The sequence below is a fragment of the Prauserella muralis genome (assembly GCF_003202285.1).
Taxonomy (GTDB): Bacteria; Actinomycetota; Actinomycetes; order Mycobacteriales; family Pseudonocardiaceae; genus Prauserella_B; species Prauserella_B muralis.
The window spans coordinates 1,847,460-1,863,582 of the sequence record NZ_MASW01000001.1; the positions used below are offsets into that span (position 1 = coordinate 1,847,460).

Annotated in this window: 19 protein-coding genes; 11 read left to right on the forward strand and 8 right to left on the reverse strand. The window is 73.7% G+C overall.

Annotation, left to right across the window (positions count from 1 at the left end; translation table 11 throughout):
* Positions 1 to 41: 41 nt before the first annotated feature.
* On the reverse strand, positions 42 to 950 hold the full coding sequence (locus BAY60_RS09845) for a glycosyltransferase family 2 protein (RefSeq protein WP_112280420.1): 909 nt from the start codon (positions 948 to 950) through the stop codon (positions 42 to 44).
* A 17-nt stretch (positions 951 to 967) separates the two neighbouring features.
* Here BAY60_RS09845 and BAY60_RS09850 point away from each other — a divergent pair, with 17 nt between their 5' ends.
* Complete coding sequence (locus BAY60_RS09850) at positions 968 to 2,038, forward strand: glycosyltransferase family 4 protein (RefSeq protein WP_112280421.1); 1,071 nt, start codon at positions 968 to 970, stop codon at positions 2,036 to 2,038.
* Positions 2,039 to 2,094: 56 nt separating this feature from the next.
* Positions 2,095 to 3,249, forward strand: a complete 1,155-nt coding sequence (locus BAY60_RS09855; RefSeq protein ID WP_112280422.1) for a glycosyltransferase family 4 protein — start codon at positions 2,095 to 2,097, stop codon at positions 3,247 to 3,249.
* A 6-nt stretch (positions 3,250 to 3,255) separates the two neighbouring features.
* Here BAY60_RS09855 and BAY60_RS09860 read toward each other — a convergent pair whose 3' ends face one another.
* Positions 3,256 to 3,660: a hypothetical protein gene (locus BAY60_RS09860; RefSeq protein ID WP_112280423.1), complete on the reverse strand. Its 405-nt coding sequence runs from the start codon at positions 3,658 to 3,660 to the stop codon at positions 3,256 to 3,258.
* Between the two features lie 216 nt (positions 3,661 to 3,876).
* Between BAY60_RS09860 and BAY60_RS09865 the strand changes: the two genes are divergently transcribed.
* From BAY60_RS09865 to BAY60_RS09875, 3 genes are all read left to right on the forward strand, one after another.
* Complete coding sequence (locus BAY60_RS09865) at positions 3,877 to 4,503, forward strand: VOC family protein (protein WP_112280424.1); 627 nt, start codon at positions 3,877 to 3,879, stop codon at positions 4,501 to 4,503.
* A 96-nt stretch (positions 4,504 to 4,599) separates the two neighbouring features.
* On the forward strand, positions 4,600 to 5,052 hold the full coding sequence (locus BAY60_RS09870) for an iron chaperone (protein ID WP_112280425.1): 453 nt from the start codon (positions 4,600 to 4,602) through the stop codon (positions 5,050 to 5,052).
* A gap of 60 nt (positions 5,053 to 5,112) precedes the next feature.
* Positions 5,113 to 5,991, forward strand: a complete 879-nt coding sequence (locus BAY60_RS09875) for a glycosyltransferase family 2 protein (RefSeq protein WP_112280426.1) — start codon at positions 5,113 to 5,115, stop codon at positions 5,989 to 5,991.
* Between the two features lie 14 nt (positions 5,992 to 6,005).
* Here BAY60_RS09875 and BAY60_RS09880 read toward each other — a convergent pair whose 3' ends face one another.
* Positions 6,006 to 6,374 carry a hypothetical protein gene (locus BAY60_RS09880; protein WP_112280427.1) on the reverse strand — a complete coding sequence of 123 codons (369 nt, stop codon included), beginning with the start codon at positions 6,372 to 6,374 and terminating at the stop codon, positions 6,006 to 6,008.
* Positions 6,375 to 6,518: 144 nt separating this feature from the next.
* On the opposite strand from BAY60_RS09880, the gene manB reads away from it, so the two are divergent.
* Positions 6,519 to 7,598, forward strand: a complete 1,080-nt coding sequence (gene manB / locus BAY60_RS09885) for a mannose-1-phosphate guanylyltransferase (RefSeq protein ID WP_112280428.1) — start codon at positions 6,519 to 6,521, stop codon at positions 7,596 to 7,598.
* Complete coding sequence (locus tag BAY60_RS09890) at positions 7,591 to 8,508, forward strand: DNA-3-methyladenine glycosylase family protein (RefSeq protein ID WP_112280429.1); 918 nt, start codon at positions 7,591 to 7,593, stop codon at positions 8,506 to 8,508. Before manB ends, BAY60_RS09890 begins: the two co-directional genes overlap by 8 nt.
* Here BAY60_RS09890 and BAY60_RS09895 read toward each other — a convergent pair.
* Positions 8,493 to 9,191, reverse strand: a complete 699-nt coding sequence (locus BAY60_RS09895) for a GntR family transcriptional regulator (protein ID WP_112280430.1) — start codon at positions 9,189 to 9,191, stop codon at positions 8,493 to 8,495. The two genes, BAY60_RS09890 and BAY60_RS09895, sit on opposite strands and share 16 nt — an antisense overlap.
* Before the next feature lie 117 nt (positions 9,192 to 9,308).
* On the opposite strand from BAY60_RS09895, the gene BAY60_RS09900 reads away from it, so the two are divergent.
* The 4 genes from BAY60_RS09900 to BAY60_RS09915 are packed head-to-tail and all read left to right on the forward strand — an operon-like array spanning position 9,309 to position 12,800.
* Entirely contained in the window at positions 9,309 to 10,547 is a 1,239-nt protein-coding gene (locus tag BAY60_RS09900; RefSeq protein ID WP_112280431.1) for an NRAMP family divalent metal transporter, read from the forward strand.
* Positions 10,548 to 10,549: 2 nt separating this feature from the next.
* Positions 10,550 to 11,161: a 5-oxoprolinase subunit B family protein gene (locus BAY60_RS09905; protein WP_112280843.1), complete on the forward strand. Its 612-nt coding sequence runs from the start codon at positions 10,550 to 10,552 to the stop codon at positions 11,159 to 11,161.
* The gene (locus BAY60_RS09910; protein WP_112280432.1) at positions 11,158 to 12,030 is read left to right on the forward strand and encodes a 5-oxoprolinase subunit C family protein; all 873 of its coding nucleotides are present in this window, start codon (positions 11,158 to 11,160) and stop codon (positions 12,028 to 12,030) included. Before BAY60_RS09905 ends, BAY60_RS09910 begins: the two co-directional genes overlap by 4 nt.
* 5 nt (positions 12,031 to 12,035) lie before the next feature.
* Positions 12,036 to 12,800, forward strand: a complete 765-nt coding sequence (locus BAY60_RS09915; protein ID WP_211330286.1) for a putative hydro-lyase — start codon at positions 12,036 to 12,038, stop codon at positions 12,798 to 12,800.
* Between the two features lie 108 nt (positions 12,801 to 12,908).
* On the opposite strand, the gene BAY60_RS09920 is transcribed toward BAY60_RS09915, so the two are convergent.
* Genes BAY60_RS09920 through cofD form a run of 4 tightly spaced genes read right to left on the reverse strand, consistent with a single transcriptional unit; the run spans position 12,909 to position 16,121 of the window.
* A complete protein-coding gene (locus tag BAY60_RS09920; RefSeq protein WP_112280434.1) occupies positions 12,909 to 13,265 on the reverse strand; it encodes a GntR family transcriptional regulator in 357 nt (118 codons plus the stop codon).
* A complete protein-coding gene (locus BAY60_RS09925) occupies positions 13,262 to 13,795 on the reverse strand; it encodes an NUDIX hydrolase (protein WP_112280435.1) in 534 nt (177 codons plus the stop codon). The genes BAY60_RS09920 and BAY60_RS09925 overlap by 4 nt, the downstream gene beginning before the upstream one ends.
* A complete protein-coding gene (locus BAY60_RS09930; RefSeq protein ID WP_170160340.1) occupies positions 13,796 to 15,133 on the reverse strand; it encodes a coenzyme F420-0:L-glutamate ligase in 1,338 nt (445 codons plus the stop codon).
* The gene (gene cofD, locus BAY60_RS09935) at positions 15,126 to 16,121 is read right to left on the reverse strand and encodes a 2-phospho-L-lactate transferase (protein ID WP_112280437.1); all 996 of its coding nucleotides are present in this window, start codon (positions 16,119 to 16,121) and stop codon (positions 15,126 to 15,128) included. The genes BAY60_RS09930 and cofD overlap by 8 nt, the downstream gene beginning before the upstream one ends.
* Positions 16,122 to 16,123: the final 2 nt, after the last annotated feature.

Here is a 16,123-nt window from a genome sequence, read left to right on the forward strand (position 1 = left end):
GCGCTCCTCGTCGTCGTCAGCACGCGCTGTCGCAGCGGAGCTTATCGGCAGGCCCAGCGCCGCCAGACCACGCCTCGGTCCACCGTGCACCGCGCGCCGACGGCGCGACGCTGCGCGAGTGTCGCCGGTAGCCGCAGCGTCACCTCGGCGAGCACGCGCAGGCGCAGCCGGACGCGGAAGTTCGCCGCATCGGGTACTCGCCTGCGCACGGGCAGTGACAGGGTGAGCGCCGTGAAGCGGCCCAGCTCGCGCGCGGCGACCGCGGCCGGGGCGCAGCGCAGCAGCATGAGCAGGCGGTTGCGTTCGTTCCAGCGGTGGAAGGCCACCGAGCCGGGCCGGGTGCTCGCGCCGTGCCGGTGCCGCGCCACGGCATCCGGTGCCAGCCGGATGTCCCACCCGGCCAGCCGCAGCCGCCAGGCCGTGTCGGTGTCCTCGTAGTAGCAGAAGAAGCCCGCCGGAACGCCCCCCGCGGCCCGCAGGGCCTCGGTGCGCAGCAATGCCGCGCCGCCGCAGAACCCGAACGGGGCACCCTCCGCGGTCGAGTCGGCGCCGTGCCCGTCGGCGGTGAGCCGGACGCCGGTGGACTGCACGGTGCCGTCCGGATACTCCAGCCGCGAGGCCACGGCCGCCACCCCCTGGCCCATCGCGTCCTCGAGCGCGGCCAGCCAGCCTGGCCGCGGCGCGGCGTCGTCGTTGAGCCAGGCCACGTACTCGGTGTCCACAGCGGACAGCGCGGCCGCGATGCCGCCCGCGTATCCGGTGTTGCGGGACAGGCGCAGCACCTCGGGCCGGGACGGGTGCGCGGCGAGCACGTCGGCGGTGCCGTCGTCGGAGGCGTTGTCGACCACGATCGTCCGGTGTGGACGATCCTGCGCGGCGAGGGCGTCGAGGCAGTCGGCGACGTGGTCCCTGCCCCGCCAGGTGACGACGATGACGGTGGTGAGCGGCACCGGGGCAGAATAGCGGCGTGCCCCAACTGGTCGTGCTCGCCGAGCAGCTGCTCGCCCCGGTGCCGGGCGGCACCGGCCGCTACACCGCCGAGCTGCTGCGCGCGCTCGCCGCCACCACCCCGGACGGCTGGACCCTCGCCAGCGCCGTGGCCCGGCACGCCGACGCCGAGCCCGCGCGGGTGGAGGGAGTGCGCGGGCCGAGGATGCTGCCGCTGCCGAGGAGGGCACTGGTGGCCGCCTGGCAGGCCGGGGTGCCGCTGTGGCCGGGCGGTGCCGCGGTGCACGCGCCCACTCCGCTCGCGCCGTCGCGCGCGGGCCGGGGCCGCACGCTGACGGTCACCGTCCACGACACCGTGCCGTGGACCCACCCGGAGACGCTGACGCCGCGCGGCGTGCGCTGGCACCGGCAGATGATCGGCAGGGCGGCGCGGCGGGCGACCGCCCTCGTGGTGCCCACCGCGGCCGTCGCCGCCGACCTGGCGGGCCGGGTGAGCGGGCCCGCGCCCGTGCGGGTGGTCCCGCACGGCGTCACCGAGCTGCCCGCGTCCGCGCCGGTGGACGTGCCGGAGCGCTACGTGCTGGCGATCGGCACGCTCGAGCCGCGCAAGGGCGTGGACGTGCTGGTGGAGGCCATGGCCGGGCTCGACGTGCCGCTGCTGCTGGCCGGCCAGCCCGGCTGGGGCGGGCTCGACCCGGCGGCGCTGGCACGCGAGCACGGTGTCGAACCGGGGCGCGTGCGGGTGCTGGGCAGGCTGTCCGACGCCGAGCTGGCAGGCGTGCTGCGCGGGGCGAGCGTGCTGGCGGCGCCCAGCCTGGCGGAGGGATTCGGGCTGCCCGTGCTGGAGGCCATGGCGGCCGGGGTGCCGGTGGTGCACTCGGACGCCCCCGCGCTGGCCGAGGTGGCCGGCGGGGCCGGGCTCACGGTGCCGCGGCGGGACGCGCGGGCGCTCGCCGGCGCGTTGCGGGAGGTGCTGTCGTCCCCGCGCAGGGCCGCTGAGCTGGCCGAAGCCGGTCGCCGCCGGGCCGCCGCGTTCTCCTGGGCCGAGGCGGCGAAGGCCGTCTGGGCCCTGCATGATCCTGCGAGGTGAGGCCCACTTTGTTGGATTCTGTCCAACGGCGCGGCGAGGCCCCGTAGTCTGCACGGGTGGCTCAACCACGTGTGCTGATCGACGCCACGGCCGTCCCCGCCGACCGTGGTGGTGTCGGTCGTTACGTCGACTCGCTCGTCGCCGCGCTCCACCAGGGCGGGGCTGAGTTCACCGTCGTGTGCCAGCCGAGGGATGCCGAGCTGTACACGCGGCTCGCGCCGGGTGCGCGCGTGGTCCGGACCGCCGAGTCGACGGCCACCAGGACCGCGCGGCTGACCTGGGAGCAGACCACCCTGCCGAGACTCGTGCGGAGACTGGGCGTGGACGTGGTCCATTCCCCGCACTACACGATGCCGCTCGCCAGCCGGGCGGCATCGGTCGTGACGCTGCACGATGCGACGTTCTTCACCGACGCGGTGCTGCACTCGTCGGTGAAGGCCCGGTTCTTCCGGGCGTGGACGACCACGGCGCTGCGCCGGGCGTCGGTGTGCGTGGTGCCGAGCGAGGCGACCGCCGCGGAGCTGCGGCGCGTGACCCGGGTTCGCGGTGCCGAGCTGGAGGTCATCCAGCACGGCGTCGACAACGAACGGTTCCACCCGCCGTCGCCGGAGGAGGTGCGTGCCGCCAGGGACGCGGTCGGCCTCGGCGACACCCCGTACGTGGCGTTTCTCGGCGCGCTCGAACCGCGCAAGAACGTGCCCGCGCTGATCAGGGGCTTCGCGCTGGCCGTCGCGAACCGGCAGGACCCGCCCGCGCTAGTGCTCGCCGGGCAGCCTGGCTGGGACAGCCAGGTGGAGAACGCCCTCGACTCCGTGCCGCACCGGTTGCGGGTGATCCGCGCGGGCTACCTGCCGTTCGACACCCTGGCCGGCTTCCTCGGCGGTGCGGAACTGGTGGCCTACCCGAGCCTGGGGGAGGGCTTCGGGCTGCCGGTGCTGGAGGCGATGGCCTCCGGGGCCTGCGTGCTCACCACCCGGCGGCTCGCGCTGCCTGAGGTCGGCGGTGACGCGGTGGCCTACTGCGGGGTGGGCGCGGGTGACGTCGCGGCAGCCATCGGCGAGCTGCTGGACGACCCGACGCGGAGGGCGGCACTGGCGGAGGCCGCGCAGCGCAGGGCCAAGGAGTTCTCGTGGGCCACGACCGCCGACCGGCACCGGGAGGCCTACGACCGCGCCTGGCACCGGTACCGACTCACCGCCGGTCAGGTGTAACGCGCGTCAGCGCCGGGCCCGTTCGCGAAGCCGGAGCAGGCCGTGGGCCACCACGCCCAGCACGGCGCCGTACAGGGCGTTGGTCGCCAGCATGGCGATCGCGCCGGGCACGGTGACGAACCGGCCTTCGTCGGTGACCGTGGCCGTCACCAGGTTGAGCACGATCGCCAGGACCGCGTAGGCCACCCCGGCCAGCGCCAGGGTGGGCACGGGCCGCTCGGCGCGGGTCGCGACGGCGGCGCCGGTCCACACGATCGCGATCAGCGCGGTCACCGCGATCGGGCTCCAGGGTTTGCCGAGCGCATCCAGCGCGCCCACGATGCTCAGCACCGGCCTGACCAGTGCCACGGCGCCGAGTGCGACGATCAGCCCCCAGCGCAGGCCGCCGTCGTTGTTCTCCGGCTCTCGCATGACGTTCCTTCCCGAGCGGGCCCGTGCCGCGCTGCCCTGCCTGCGCCGACGGTAGGAGCAGGACAGGGGCGCGGGCATCGGCCCACGGGTGGCAGCAGGGGACGCCCCGGGGAGTACGGGCGGGCCAGCGCGCCCCACCCGTGGTGGTAGCCGGCCGCCCAGACCGGTCAGGAATCAAGAAGCGCTGGTCACCGGGCTGCGCCTAGCGTTACCACCATGACTTCCATCGACACCATCACCCTCGAGGTGGCCGACCCTGCGGCCGCCGGACGCTTCTACACCACCGCCTTCGGGCTGGGCGACGAACTGCGCCTGCGGGCCTCGCAGGAACCGACCACCGGCTTTCGCGGGTTCACCCTTTCGCTCATCATGTCCCAGCCCGCCGACGTCCACGCCCTGTTCAACGCCGCCCTCGACGCCGGGGCCACGACGCTCAAGCCCGTCGCGAAGTCCCTGTGGGGCCACGGCGGCGTCGTCAGAGCCCCGGACGGCACGATCTGGAAGGTGGCGACCCCGGCCAAGAAGGACACCGGCCCGGCCACCGGGCAGGTCGACGCCCTCGTGCTCCTGCTGGGGGTCAGCGACGTCGCCGCGAGCAAACGCTTCTACGTCGACCGCGGCCTCACCGTGGCCAAGAGCTTCGGCCGCATGTACGTCGAGTTCGCCGCCGGGCAGGGCCCCGTCAAGCTGGGCCTGTACCGCCGCAAGGCCCTGGCCAAGGACGCCGGCGTCCCCGCCGAGGGCAGCGGGTCGCACCGCATCGCGATCGGCGGTGCCGCCGAGCCGTTCACCGACCCGGACGGCTTCGGCTGGGAGACCACCTCGATGGCGGCGCGGTCCTGATGTGCCGCTACCGCCAGCCCGACCTGATCGCCGCGCTCACCCGCGCTGCCGCCGCACGCCCGGCGACAGCACCACCATCGTCGAAAGGAGCCTGTCATGAGCAGCACCAGGACCAGCACGTACCAGGGATTCACGGCCGAGGAGCGCGCCGCGATGAAGGAGCGCGCGCAGGAGGTGAAGAAGGAGTCGCGGCGCAGGTCGCGGGCGGAGAAGGCGGCTGAGGCGGAGCGCGACGTCCTCGCCAAGATCGCCGAGATGCCCGAGTCCGACCGGGTGATCGCCGAATGCGTGCACGCCGCCGTCAAGGCCAATGCCCCGATGCTCGCACCCAGGCTGTGGTACGGGATGCCCGCCTACGCACGGGACGGCAACGTCGTCTGCTTCTTCCAGAGCGCGGACAAGTTCACGTCGCGCTACGCCACGCTCGGGTTCAACGACGACGCCAACCTGGACGACGGCCCGATGTGGGCGACGAGCTACGCCGTGACGGAGGTGACGCGCGAGGTGAGGGCGCGCATCGCCGACCTCATCCGCCAGGCGGTGAGCTGACGCGGCGAACGGGGCGCCGGCGCGCGAGCGTGCCCGCCGCCCCGTTACCGTGCGTGCTGGGTGCACAATGACCGCGTGACCCAGCCGAAGACGTACGGCGACGGGGTCGCCGTGGTGACCGTGACGTACTCGCCGGGCGAGACCCTCGAGCGCTTCCTCGACACCCTCGACAAGGCCACCGACCGTGACGTGCGGGTGGTGCTCGCCGACAACGGTTCCGTCGACGGCGCCCCGGAGAAGGCCGCCGAGCGCGCGAACGTGCGCCTCGTGCGGACCGGCGAGAACCTCGGCTACGGGGCAGGCGCCAACCGGGGCGTCGCCGAGCTGGACGAGAGCATCGGCTGGATCGTCGTCGCCAACCCGGACCTGGAGTGGGACCCCGGCTCGCTCGACACACTGCTGGAGGCCACCGAGCGCTGGCCGCGCGGCGGCGCGTTCGGCCCGCTGATCCGCGAACCGGACGGCAGCGTGTACCCGTCGGCGAGGCTGCTGCCCTCGCTGGGCCGCGGCGTCGGGCACGCCCTCTTCGGCAAGGTGTGGCCCGGCAACCCGTGGACCCGCGCCTACCGGCAGGAGAAGGGCGAGCCGGTCGAGCGCACGGCGGGCTGGTTGTCCGGCTCGTGCCAGCTCCTGCGGCGCGAGGCGTTCGACTCGGTCGAGGGCTTCGACCCGCGGTACTTCATGTACTTCGAGGACGTCGATCTCGGCGACCGGCTCGGCAGGGCAGGCTGGCTCAACGTGTACGTGCCCTCGGCCGGAGTGATGCACATCGGCGGGCAGGCGACGTCGAAGGTGTCGGCGCGGATGCTCGCCGCCCACCACGACAGCGCGTACCGCTACCTCGCCGACCGGCATCGGGGGCTGCTGTGGAAGCCGTTGCTCGCCGCGATCCGGGCCGGGCTCGCCGTGCGGCTGCGCCTGGAGACCCGGCGCGGCTGACCACCACGGCGCGGCTACAGGCCTTCCAGCCGGCGGGCGACGTTGGACTTGGCCGGGCGCGTGCGAGTGGTCGGGACCAGTCCGCTGATCTCCGTCTCCTCCACGTCCGGCTCCCCGTCCCCGGGGCCGGGTGCCGGTGGCGGGTCGAGGCGGGTGGTCGGCGGCACCTCGGCGAGGTGACTGTCGTTGCTCTCGATGAGCGACGACGGCAGCTGCGTGGTGGTGTCCGGATCGTCCTCACCGTCGATGCGCCGCACGACGGATCGCGGTATCTGCTGGGTGTTCGCGGCGTCCATCGGTGAGACCATGTTGTCCGGAGTCACCACGCCGTTCCGCGCCTGCGCGCGGGACAGCACGGCGTCCGCCCGATCGCGGGGGTCCATGCCCTCGCCTCCCGTACGTCACCGAGGCCCTCTCTCGCCGGGGCCGCCGCTTTCGTGTCTAGGGTAGGGCCTCCGGCCGGAAACCGTCAGCGTTTCCCCCGGTTTGTCGGCGGTTGGTGACACGATGAGGGAAGGGTGCCCGCGATGACGTCCGTTTCCGGTGCCGATGCCGTGATCCTCGTCGGCGGCAAGGGCACCCGGCTGCGCCCGCTGACGCTGTCGGCGCCCAAGCCGATGCTGCCGACGGCGGGCGTGCCGTTCCTGTCGCACCTGCTCTCGCGCATCCGCGAGGCGGGCATGACCCATGTCGTGCTCGGCACGTCGTACCGTGCCGAGGTGTTCGAGGACTACTTCGGCGACGGTTCCGGCCTCGGACTGGAGATCGAGTACGTCGTGGAGTCCGAGCCGCTCGACACGGCGGGCGCGATCCGCAACGTGTCCGGCAGGCTCCGTGCCGACGACGCCGTGATCTTCAACGGCGACATCCTCTCCGGCGCCGACCTCGGCGAGCTCGTCGCGACCCACCGCAAGGCGGGCGCCGACGTCACCCTGCACCTGCAGCGCGTGCCCGACCCCAGCCGCTTCGGCTCGGTGCCCACCGACGACACCGGCCGCGTGACGGCGTTTCTGGAGAAGACCCCGAACCCGCCGACCGACCAGATCAACGCGGGTTGCTACGTGTTCCGCCGCGAGGTCGTCGAGGCGATCCCGGCGGGGCGCAGGGTGTCGGTCGAGCGCGAGACGTTTCCGGATCTGCTGGCCTCCGGTGCTCACGTGCAGGGCTTCGTGGACACCTCGTACTGGCTCGATGTCGGGACGCCGGAGGCGTTCGTGCGCGGCTCGGCCGACCTCGTGCGTGGTCTCGCGCCCACCTCGGCGCTGCCGGGCCCGTCCGGTGAGCTGCTGAGCCTCGACGGCGCATCGGTCGCGCCCGACGCCGTCGTCACGGGCGGTGCGACGCTGGGCACCGGCGCGCGCGTCGGCGCTGGCGCGCGCGTCACCGGCTCGGTGCTGTTCGACGACGCGCACGTGGCCGAGGGCGCCGTGGTGGAGCATTCGGTGCTGGGCAAGGGCGCCCGGGTGGGTGCGGGCTCGGTGTTACGCGGTGTGGTGCTCGGCGACGGCGCGTCGGTCGGCGCGGGTTGTGAGCTGCTGGACGGCGCCCGCGTGTGGCCGGACATCGCCCTGCCCGACGGCGCGATCAGGTTCTCCAGCGATGTCTGAACCTCCGGCGACCCGGCGGTGGCGGCCACCGTTCACCGTCGACCTGCCCACCGTGCTCGCCCCGCTGCGGCGGGGCAAGGGCGACCCGTGCCTGCGGCAGGACGAGTCCGGGCGGTTCTGGCTCGCCGCGAACACCCCGACCGGCGCCGGCACGCTCATGCTGCGGGCCGGTGCCGACGGCGCCGTCGAGGCGCGGGCGTGGGGTGGCGGCGCGGAGCCATTGCTGGAGGGGGTGCCCGCGCTGCTGGGTGCCGACGATGACGACTCCGGCTTCGTCGCCCACCACGACGCCGTCGCGTGGGCCCGGAGGCGGCTGCCGACGTTGCGGCTGGGCGCCACCGGGCGCGTGTGGGACGTGCTGATCCCGGCCGTGCTGGAGCAGAAGGTCACCGGCTACGAGGCCCGCCGCTCGTGGCGGGAGCTGTGCCGCCGGTTCGGTGAGCCTGCGCCGGGACCCGCTCCCGCCGGGATGCGGGTGCCGCCGACGCCGGCCGCGATCCGGTCCATCGTGGACTGGAACTGGCACAAGGCCGGAGTGGACCACAGCAGGCGCTCGGCGCTGATCGCGGCGGCGCGGGTGGCGCACCGGCTGGAGCGGGCGGCCACGCTGCGCGGTGCCGAGGGCAGGTCGCTGCTGCGGCACGTTCCCGGCATCGGGGTGTGGACGGCGGCCGAGATCGCGCAGCGCGCGTGGGGCGATCCGGATGCGGTGAGTTTCGGCGACTTCCACATCCCGGCCATCGTGGGGCACGCGCTCGTCGGCAGGGCACTCGACGACGAGGGCATGCACGCCGTGCTCGCGCCGTACGCGCCGCAGCGCCAGCGCGCCGTGCGTTACCTGGAGGCGGCGGGGTACTCGCGGCCCCGGTTCGGGCCGCGGATGCCGGTGCGGGACTACCGCGCGATCTGACGGAACGCCTCGACGAGCTGGGACTCGGCGACGCCGAAGTAGTCGTCGAGCCTGCGCTCGGCCTCGGCGTAGGAGCCTGCGCCGATGAGGTCGGCGATGCCGCGGTTGAGCTCGATGTAGGGCTCGTGGAACTCTCGCGGCCGCGACATCACGTGGAACGCCAGGCGCAGCTCCGCCACCACCTGGCGCATGATCTCGTCGACGCGCGGGCTGCCCGCCAGTGCGGTGATGGCCTGGTGGAAGCGCATGTTCGCGGTGCCGACGTCGAGCCAGCGCTCCTGCGCGGCGGCCCGCTCGGCGACGCTGACCTCCTGGCCGATCGCGGCGATGCGCTCGGTGGGTGCGTCGCGGGCCCGCCGCAGTGCGCTGGTCTCCAGCAGGCGCCGCACCCGGTAGAGGTCCACCACGTCCTCGGCGTCGAGCACCCGCACGAAGACGCCGCGATGGAACTCGTGCACCAGCAGCCGCTCGTGGACGAGCAGCCGGAACGCCTCGCGCAGCGTGTTGCGCGAGACCGACAGCGCGCGGCCCGCGCTCTCCTCCGACAGCCGGGTACCCGGGGGGAGGCCGCCCTCGATGATGCGCTGCCGCAGCACGTCGGCGACGCGTTCGGCGGTGCTGGTGCGGTCGAGCAGCGAGCGGTCGCCCGCGAGCAGGTCCACCCACACCTCGGTGCCGGTCATGGGGCCTCCGTTCTGGCGTGCTGCCAGCTTAACAAGGGAAGTCGAACAAGAGTCTTGCAGGATTGTTCAACAACTCTGTACCGTCTCCCGCACACCACATGAAGGGGAGGCCCTCTCATGGCCGACGAGAGCACGACGCGGACCAGCGGCGAGACCAGCACGGCGGGCGGTGTCCTCAAGCGCGGCGCACTGCTCGGCGCGATCTTCCTGATGGCCACGAGCGCCATCGGACCCGGATTCATCACCCAGACGACGACATTCACCGTCCAGCTCGGTGCGGCGTTCGCCTTCGCGATCCTCGTGTCGATCCTGGTGGACATCGCGGTGCAGCTGAACGTGTGGCGGGTCATCGGCGTGTCCGGCATGCGGGCGCAGGACCTCGGCAACCGCGTTCTCCCCGGGGTCGGCTACGTCATGGCCGCGCTCGTGGTGTTCGGCGGGCTGGTGTTCAACATCGGCAACATCGCGGGCACCTCGCTCGGCCTCGACGCGCTGTTCGGGCTCGAGGTCAAGATCGGGGGCACCGTCTCGGCGCTCATCGCGATCGGCATCTTCCTCAGCAAGCGGGCGGGGCTGGCGATGGACCGCCTCGTCGTGGTGCTCGGCGCGGTGATGATCGCGCTCACCGCGTACGTGGCCATCGTGTCCGGCCCGCCGGTCGGCGAGGCGCTGACGCAGGCCGTCGTGCCCGACACCGTCGACTTCCTCACCATCACGACGTTGATCGGCGGCACGGTGGGTGGCTACATCACCTACGCGGGCGCGCACCGGCTTGTCGACTCCGGCGTCACCGGGCCCGAGCAGGTGGCGCGGGTGTCGCGCAGCTCGGTGACCGCGCTGCTGGTCACCGGCGTGATGCGGGCGCTGCTGTTCCTCGCGATCCTCGGTGTCGTGGCGGGCGGCGTGGTGCTCGCCGAGGGCAACCCTGCGGCCGACGCGTTCTCCCACGCCGCGGGCGAGGTCGGGCTGCGGCTGTTCGGCATGGTGCTGTGGGCGGCGGGGATCACCTCGGTGCTCGGCGCGTCCTACACGTCCGTGTCGTTCCTGGTGACGTTCTCGCCCGCGCTGCAGCGGCGGCGCAACTGGCTGGTGATCGCCTTCATCGTGGTCTCCGGCATCGCGTTCGTGCTGCTCAACCAGACCCCGACGACACTGCTGATCCTCGCGGGCGCGCTGAACGGGCTCATCCTGCCCGTCGGGTTCGGTGTGCTGATGTGGGTGGCGGCGCGGCGGCGGGATCTGCTCGGCGGCTACCGCTATCCGCGCTGGCTGCTGGTGCTCGGCGTGCTTGCGTGGCTGCTGACGCTGTACCTCGGCTGGAACTCGCTCAGTGGTATAGCGGAGCTGTGGAGCTGACGATGCGCGTGCTGCCGTGTGCCGACTCCGGGTTGCTGGTCGAGCTGCACGATCTCGACGAGGTCCGGGCTCTGCACGCGGCGCTGGAGGCCGACCCGCCGCGCGGCGTCGTCGACCTCGTGCCCGCCGCGAGAACCCTGCTGCTGCGGCTCGATCCCCGGTGCGCCGACCCGGCCGAGGTGGAGCGCGTGGTGCGCTCCACCCGGCCCGCCGAGGTCTCGCGGGCGGAGCGGGAGCTGCTGCGGGTTCCGGTGACCTACGACGGCGCCGACCTCGCCGACGTGGCGAAGCTGACCGGGCTCACCGAGCGTGAGGTCGTCGCCGAGCACACGGGTGCGGAGTGGACGGTCGCGTTCGGCGGGTTCGCGCCCGGCTTCGGGTACCTGACGGGCGGCTCGTCCCGGCTGGCGGTGCCACGCAGGGCCGAGGCGCGCACCCGGGTGCCCGAGGGGGCGGTGGCGCTCGCGGGCACGTTCACCGGCATCTACCCGAGGGAGTCGCCGGGCGGCTGGCAGCTGATCGGGCACACGGACCTGCCCATGTGGCAGGTGGACCGGGACCCGCCCGCGCTGCTGCGGCCGGGGGTGCGCGTCCGCTTCGAGGAGTCGGCATGACACCGGGGCTGGAGGTCGTGGGCACGGGTCCACTGTCGACGGTGCAGGACCTGGGCCGTCCCGGCCACGCGGGCATCGGCGTCGGCGCCTCGGGCGCGGCCGACCGGGGTGCGCTGCGGCTGGCCAACCGGCTCGTCGGCAACGAGGAGAACGCGGCGGCCGTGGAGGTCACCCTCGGCGGGTTCGTGGCGCGAGCCCTGCGGGACCTGACCGTCGCCGTCACCGGGGCACCGTGCCCGGTGAAGGTCGGCGGGAGGGGCGAGGCCGCCAACGCGGTGTTGCGGGTGCCCGAGGGTGCCGAGCTGCGGCTCGGTGTCCCGGAGCGGGGCCTGCGCAGCTACGTCGCCGTGCGGGGCGGGGTCGCGGTGGAGCCGGTGCTGGGCTCACGCTCCACCGACGTCCTCGCCGGGCTTGGCCCGGACCCGCTGCGCGAGGGCGTGGTGCTACCGGTGGGCGAGCCGCCGTCCACGTGGCCGCCGGTCGGTTTCGCGCCGGTGGCCGCCCCCGCGGAGGAGGAGCTGCTGCTGACCGTGGTTCCCGGTCCGCGTGCCGACTGGTTCGCCGGGGAGGCGCTGGCGACGTTGCTGCGCGAGCCGTACACGGTGACGCCGGAGAGCAACCGCATCGGCATCCGGCTCGACGGCCCGGCGCTGGACCGGGTGAGGGACGAGGAACTGCCCAGCGAGGGCATGGTCACGGGTGCGCTGCAGGTGCCGCCGTCGAGCAGGCCGGTGCTGTTTCTCGCCGACCACCCGGTGACCGGGGGCTACCCGGTGATCGCCGTGGTCGTCGCGGCCGATGTGGACAGAGCGGCTCAGGCGCGGCCGGGGATGCGCCTGCGGTTCGCGAGGGAGAAGAGGAGGGTCTAGCCATGCTGTCACCGTCCGAGGCGAGGGAGAAGTTCCGGTCCGGCCTGCGGGTGCCCACCGCCGGCCACTGCCCCGGCTGGACGCAGGCGAACCTGCTGAGCCTGCCGCGCGAGTTCGCCTACGACTTCCTGCTCTTCGCGCAGCGCAACCCGCAGGCCTGCCCGGTGCTGGACGTCACCGAGCCGGGCGAGACGAGCGCGTCGATCTTCGCGGGCGACCTGCGCACCGACCTGCCCGCCTACCGGATCTACCGGGACGGTGCGCTGGTCGACGAGCGCACCGACGTCACCGCCCTGTGGCGCGACGACCTCGTGTCGTTCCTCATCGGTTGCAGCTTCACGTTCGAGGCCGCGCTGCGGGAGGCGGGCGTGCCGGTGCGGCATCTCGACGCGGGCTCGAACGTCCCGATGTTCCGCACCAACCGCGAATGCCGTCCCGCGGGGCGGATGTCGGGCCCGCTCGTGGTGTCGATGCGGCCGGTGCCCGCGGAGCTGGTGGCCACGGCGGTGCGGGTGACGTCGCGGTATCCGGCCGTGCACGGTGCGCCGGTGCACGTCGGCTCGCCCGGGCTGCTGGGCATCGACGACCTCGCCAACCCGGACTTCGGCGAGCCCGTGGAGGTGCGGCCCGGGGAGGTTCCGGTGTTCTGGGCGTGCGGTGTGACGCCGCAGGCGGCGGTGATGCGCTCGAAGCCACCGTTCGCCATCGGCCACGCCCCCGGCCACATGGCGATCACCGATGCCCGCGACGCCGAGTACCAGGTCCCCTGAAAGCTCCCCAATGCGGCATTCGCTCCACTGGATGGAGCGAATGCCGCATTCGCTCCGTTGAGTGGAACAAATGTGGCATTGGGGAGCTTGCCGGGCGGCAAGGGGACGTCAGGCTTCGAGGGCGGCGCGGACGATCGCCAGCGCTTCGGCAGGGTCGATACCGAGCCGGTGGACGGTGTCGGCGTAGGCGGCGGCGGCCTCACGGGCCCGCTGCCTGCTCTGCTCGCCGCCCGCGCCGACGAAGCTGCCCGCCCTGCCGCGCGTCTCGATGAGCCCGGCCTCCTCCAGCTCGCGGTAGGCGCGGGCGATGGTGTTCGGCGCGATGCCCAGGTCGGCGGCCAGCGCCCGCACGGTCGGCAACTTGGCGCCCACGGCGAGGCGGCCGTCGTTGATCCGCTCCGCGATGCCCGAGCGCACCTGCTCGAACGGCGGCACCGGCGACGAAGGGTCGATGCGGACGATCATGCGCGTTCCAGCGCGGCGGCGATCAGTTCGGTGAGGTCCTCGGTACCCGGCGGCAGCGCTGCGACCGGCCACCAGGCAAGGTCGTCGGACTCGTCGCTGGCCACCGGTTGCGCGTCGCGCGGCGCGCGCACCAGGAACCGGACGTCGAAATGCCGGGTGGGCACACCCAGCGAGCAGGTGATCGGGTGCACGTCCAGGTGCAGCGGGTCCGGGTCCAGCTTCAGCCCGGCCAGCCCCGACTCCTCGGCCGCCTCCCGCAGGGCCGCGTCGGCGAGCGAGGAGTCCCGCGGCTCGCAGTGCCCGCCCAGCTGCAGCCAGCGGCCCACCCGCGGATGCAGGGTGAGCAGCACCCGCTCGCCCGGCTCGTCCAGCACCACGGCGGAGGCGGTCAGGTGGCCTGCCGCGCACGAGCGCGCGCAGGCGTCGTCCCGTGCGGCGAGGAAGCCCAGATAGGCCTGCCGCAGCGACTCCTGCTCCGCCGTCGGCGCCTGCCAGGACTCCAGCGTGGCGACGGCGCGTCCGTGCAACATCTAGAACTCCACCAGCCCCTCGCCCAGCTCCCGCGGTCCCCGGGGCTCCGGCTCGCTCGCCGGGTGGCCGATCGCCACCGCGCCCAGCGGCTCCCACTCCGGGCCGAGGCCGAGCGTCTGGCGCACCACGTCGGCCGCGAAGATCGTCGAGCCGATCCAGCACGAGCCCAGCCCCTCGGCGGCCAGCGCGATCAGCAGGCCCTGCACGGCGGCGCCACCGGCCACGGTGAACATCGTGTGCTCGCAGGCGTTGCGGCGCTCGTCGGAGTAGGTGTGCGCCCCCTCGGCCACGAGGAACGGCACGACCACCTCGGGCGCGTTGAACAGGATGTCGCCCCGGCGGAGCCGCCTGGCGATCTGCTCCTCGGTGAAGGCGTCGCCCGCGAGGTCGGCCCGCCAGGCGTCGCGCATCGCCTCCAGCAGCTTGACCCGCTGCGGCCGGTTCCGCAGCCATGCGAAGCGCACCGGCCGCGTGTGGTGCGGAGCGGGCGCGGTGAGGGCGGCGCCGATGGCCCTGCGCAGCGTGTGCTCGGCCACCGGTTCGTCGGTGAACTCCCGCACCGAGCGGCGCAGGAGCACGGCCTCACGGCGGCCGAGCGCGATGGCCTCGTCGGTGCCAAGGCGGAACAGGTCCTCCTCCACCGGCCGCACCAGGTCGCGGGCGGTGGAGGTGTTGTCGCCGATCTCCAGTCCCCGCACCACCGCCACCGGCGTGCCGGTGAGCTTGCCCTTGACGAGGTCGGCCGCGCCGGCCACCTCGTCGGCCACCGCGATCTCGGTGACGGCCAGCTCGTTGCCCTGGCTGTCGATCGCGCCCTCGTAGGAGTGCAGCACGCGCAGCCCGGACGAGCCGATGGCCGCGTCCGTCTGCCCGACCCGCCACGCACGGCCCATCGTGTCGGTGACGACCACCGCCACCTCCACGCCGAGGCGCTCGCGCAGCCCGTTGCGCAGCGCCAGCGCCGAGGCGTCCGGATCGGTGGGCAGCAGCGCGATCTTGTCACCCGCCACGTTGGAGGCGTCCACTCCGGACGCGGCCTGCACGACGCCGATCCGGTTCTGCGTGATGACGGTGCGGCCGATCCGCGCGAGGATGCGCTCGGCCTCCTCCTCGACGGCCCTGCGCCGGGCCGCGTCGCGGGCCTCGGGGTCGGCGGGCACCGTGAGCAGCCTGCCCTCGATCTTGGACACGACCTTGCTGGTGACCACCACCACGTCACCGGAACGCAGCCACGGCGCGGCCGCCGCGATGGCGCCCGTGAGGTCGTCGCCAGGGGCGAACTCGGGCAGGCCCGTGACGGGCAGGATCTCCAGTCTCGGCGCGGCGTGGTCAGTCAACGTCCACTCCCGACAGCTCCAGCGCCACCCTGGCCATCTTCGCGGTGGCCTCCACATCGGACATCAGCAGCGGGACGGGGCACACCGCGACGCCCGGCACGTCCACCGACTCCCCCTTCTGCACCAGCCAGCCGTCCAGCAGGCCCTCGTCGGAGGTCTGCCGCGATCCGTAGTGCCTGCCGACGCCCTCGGCGGAGGTCTCCACGCCGATGGCGGTGAGGCACGCGTCGGCCATGCCACGCACCGGCTTGCGGCCGATGATCGGCGAGACGCCCACGATGCCCGCCTCGGTCTTGCGCAGGGCCTCCCGGACGCCGGGCACCGCCAGCACGGTGCCGATCGACACCACCGGGTTCGACGGGGCCAGCAGCACGGCGTCGGCCTGCTCGATGGCCTCCAGCACGCCCGGCGCCGGCGTGGACTCGTCGGCACCCACGGGCACGATCGAGTGCGCGGGCAGCTCGGCGCGGTAGCGCACCCACCACTCCTGGAAGTGCAGCGCCTTGCGCCTGCCCGGCTCGTCGGGGTCGTCGACGACGACGTGGGTCTCCACGCGGTCGTCGGTCATCGGCAGCAGCCGCACGCCCGGCCGCCACCGGTCGCACAGGGCCTCGGTGACCGCCGACAGCGGGTATCCGGCCCGCAGCATCCGCGAGCGGATCAGGTGGGTGGCGATGTCCTTGTCGCCGAGCCCGAACCACGTCGGCTCGGCACCGTAGGCCTCCAGCTCGGCCTTGACCGTCCACGTCTCGCCCGCGTGTCCCCAGCCACGCTCGGTGTCGATGCCCCCGCCGAGCGTGTACATGCACGTGTCCAGATCCGGGCAGATGCGCAGCCCGTGCAGCCACACGTCGTCGCCGGTGTTGACCAGCGCGGTGACCTCGTGCGGTGAGCCGGCTTCCCCGATCGGCGGCAGTCCGAGCGCGGCCTTCACTCCCAGCAGGAAGCGGGCGCCGCCGACCCCGCCGACGACTACGACAACCTTCACGG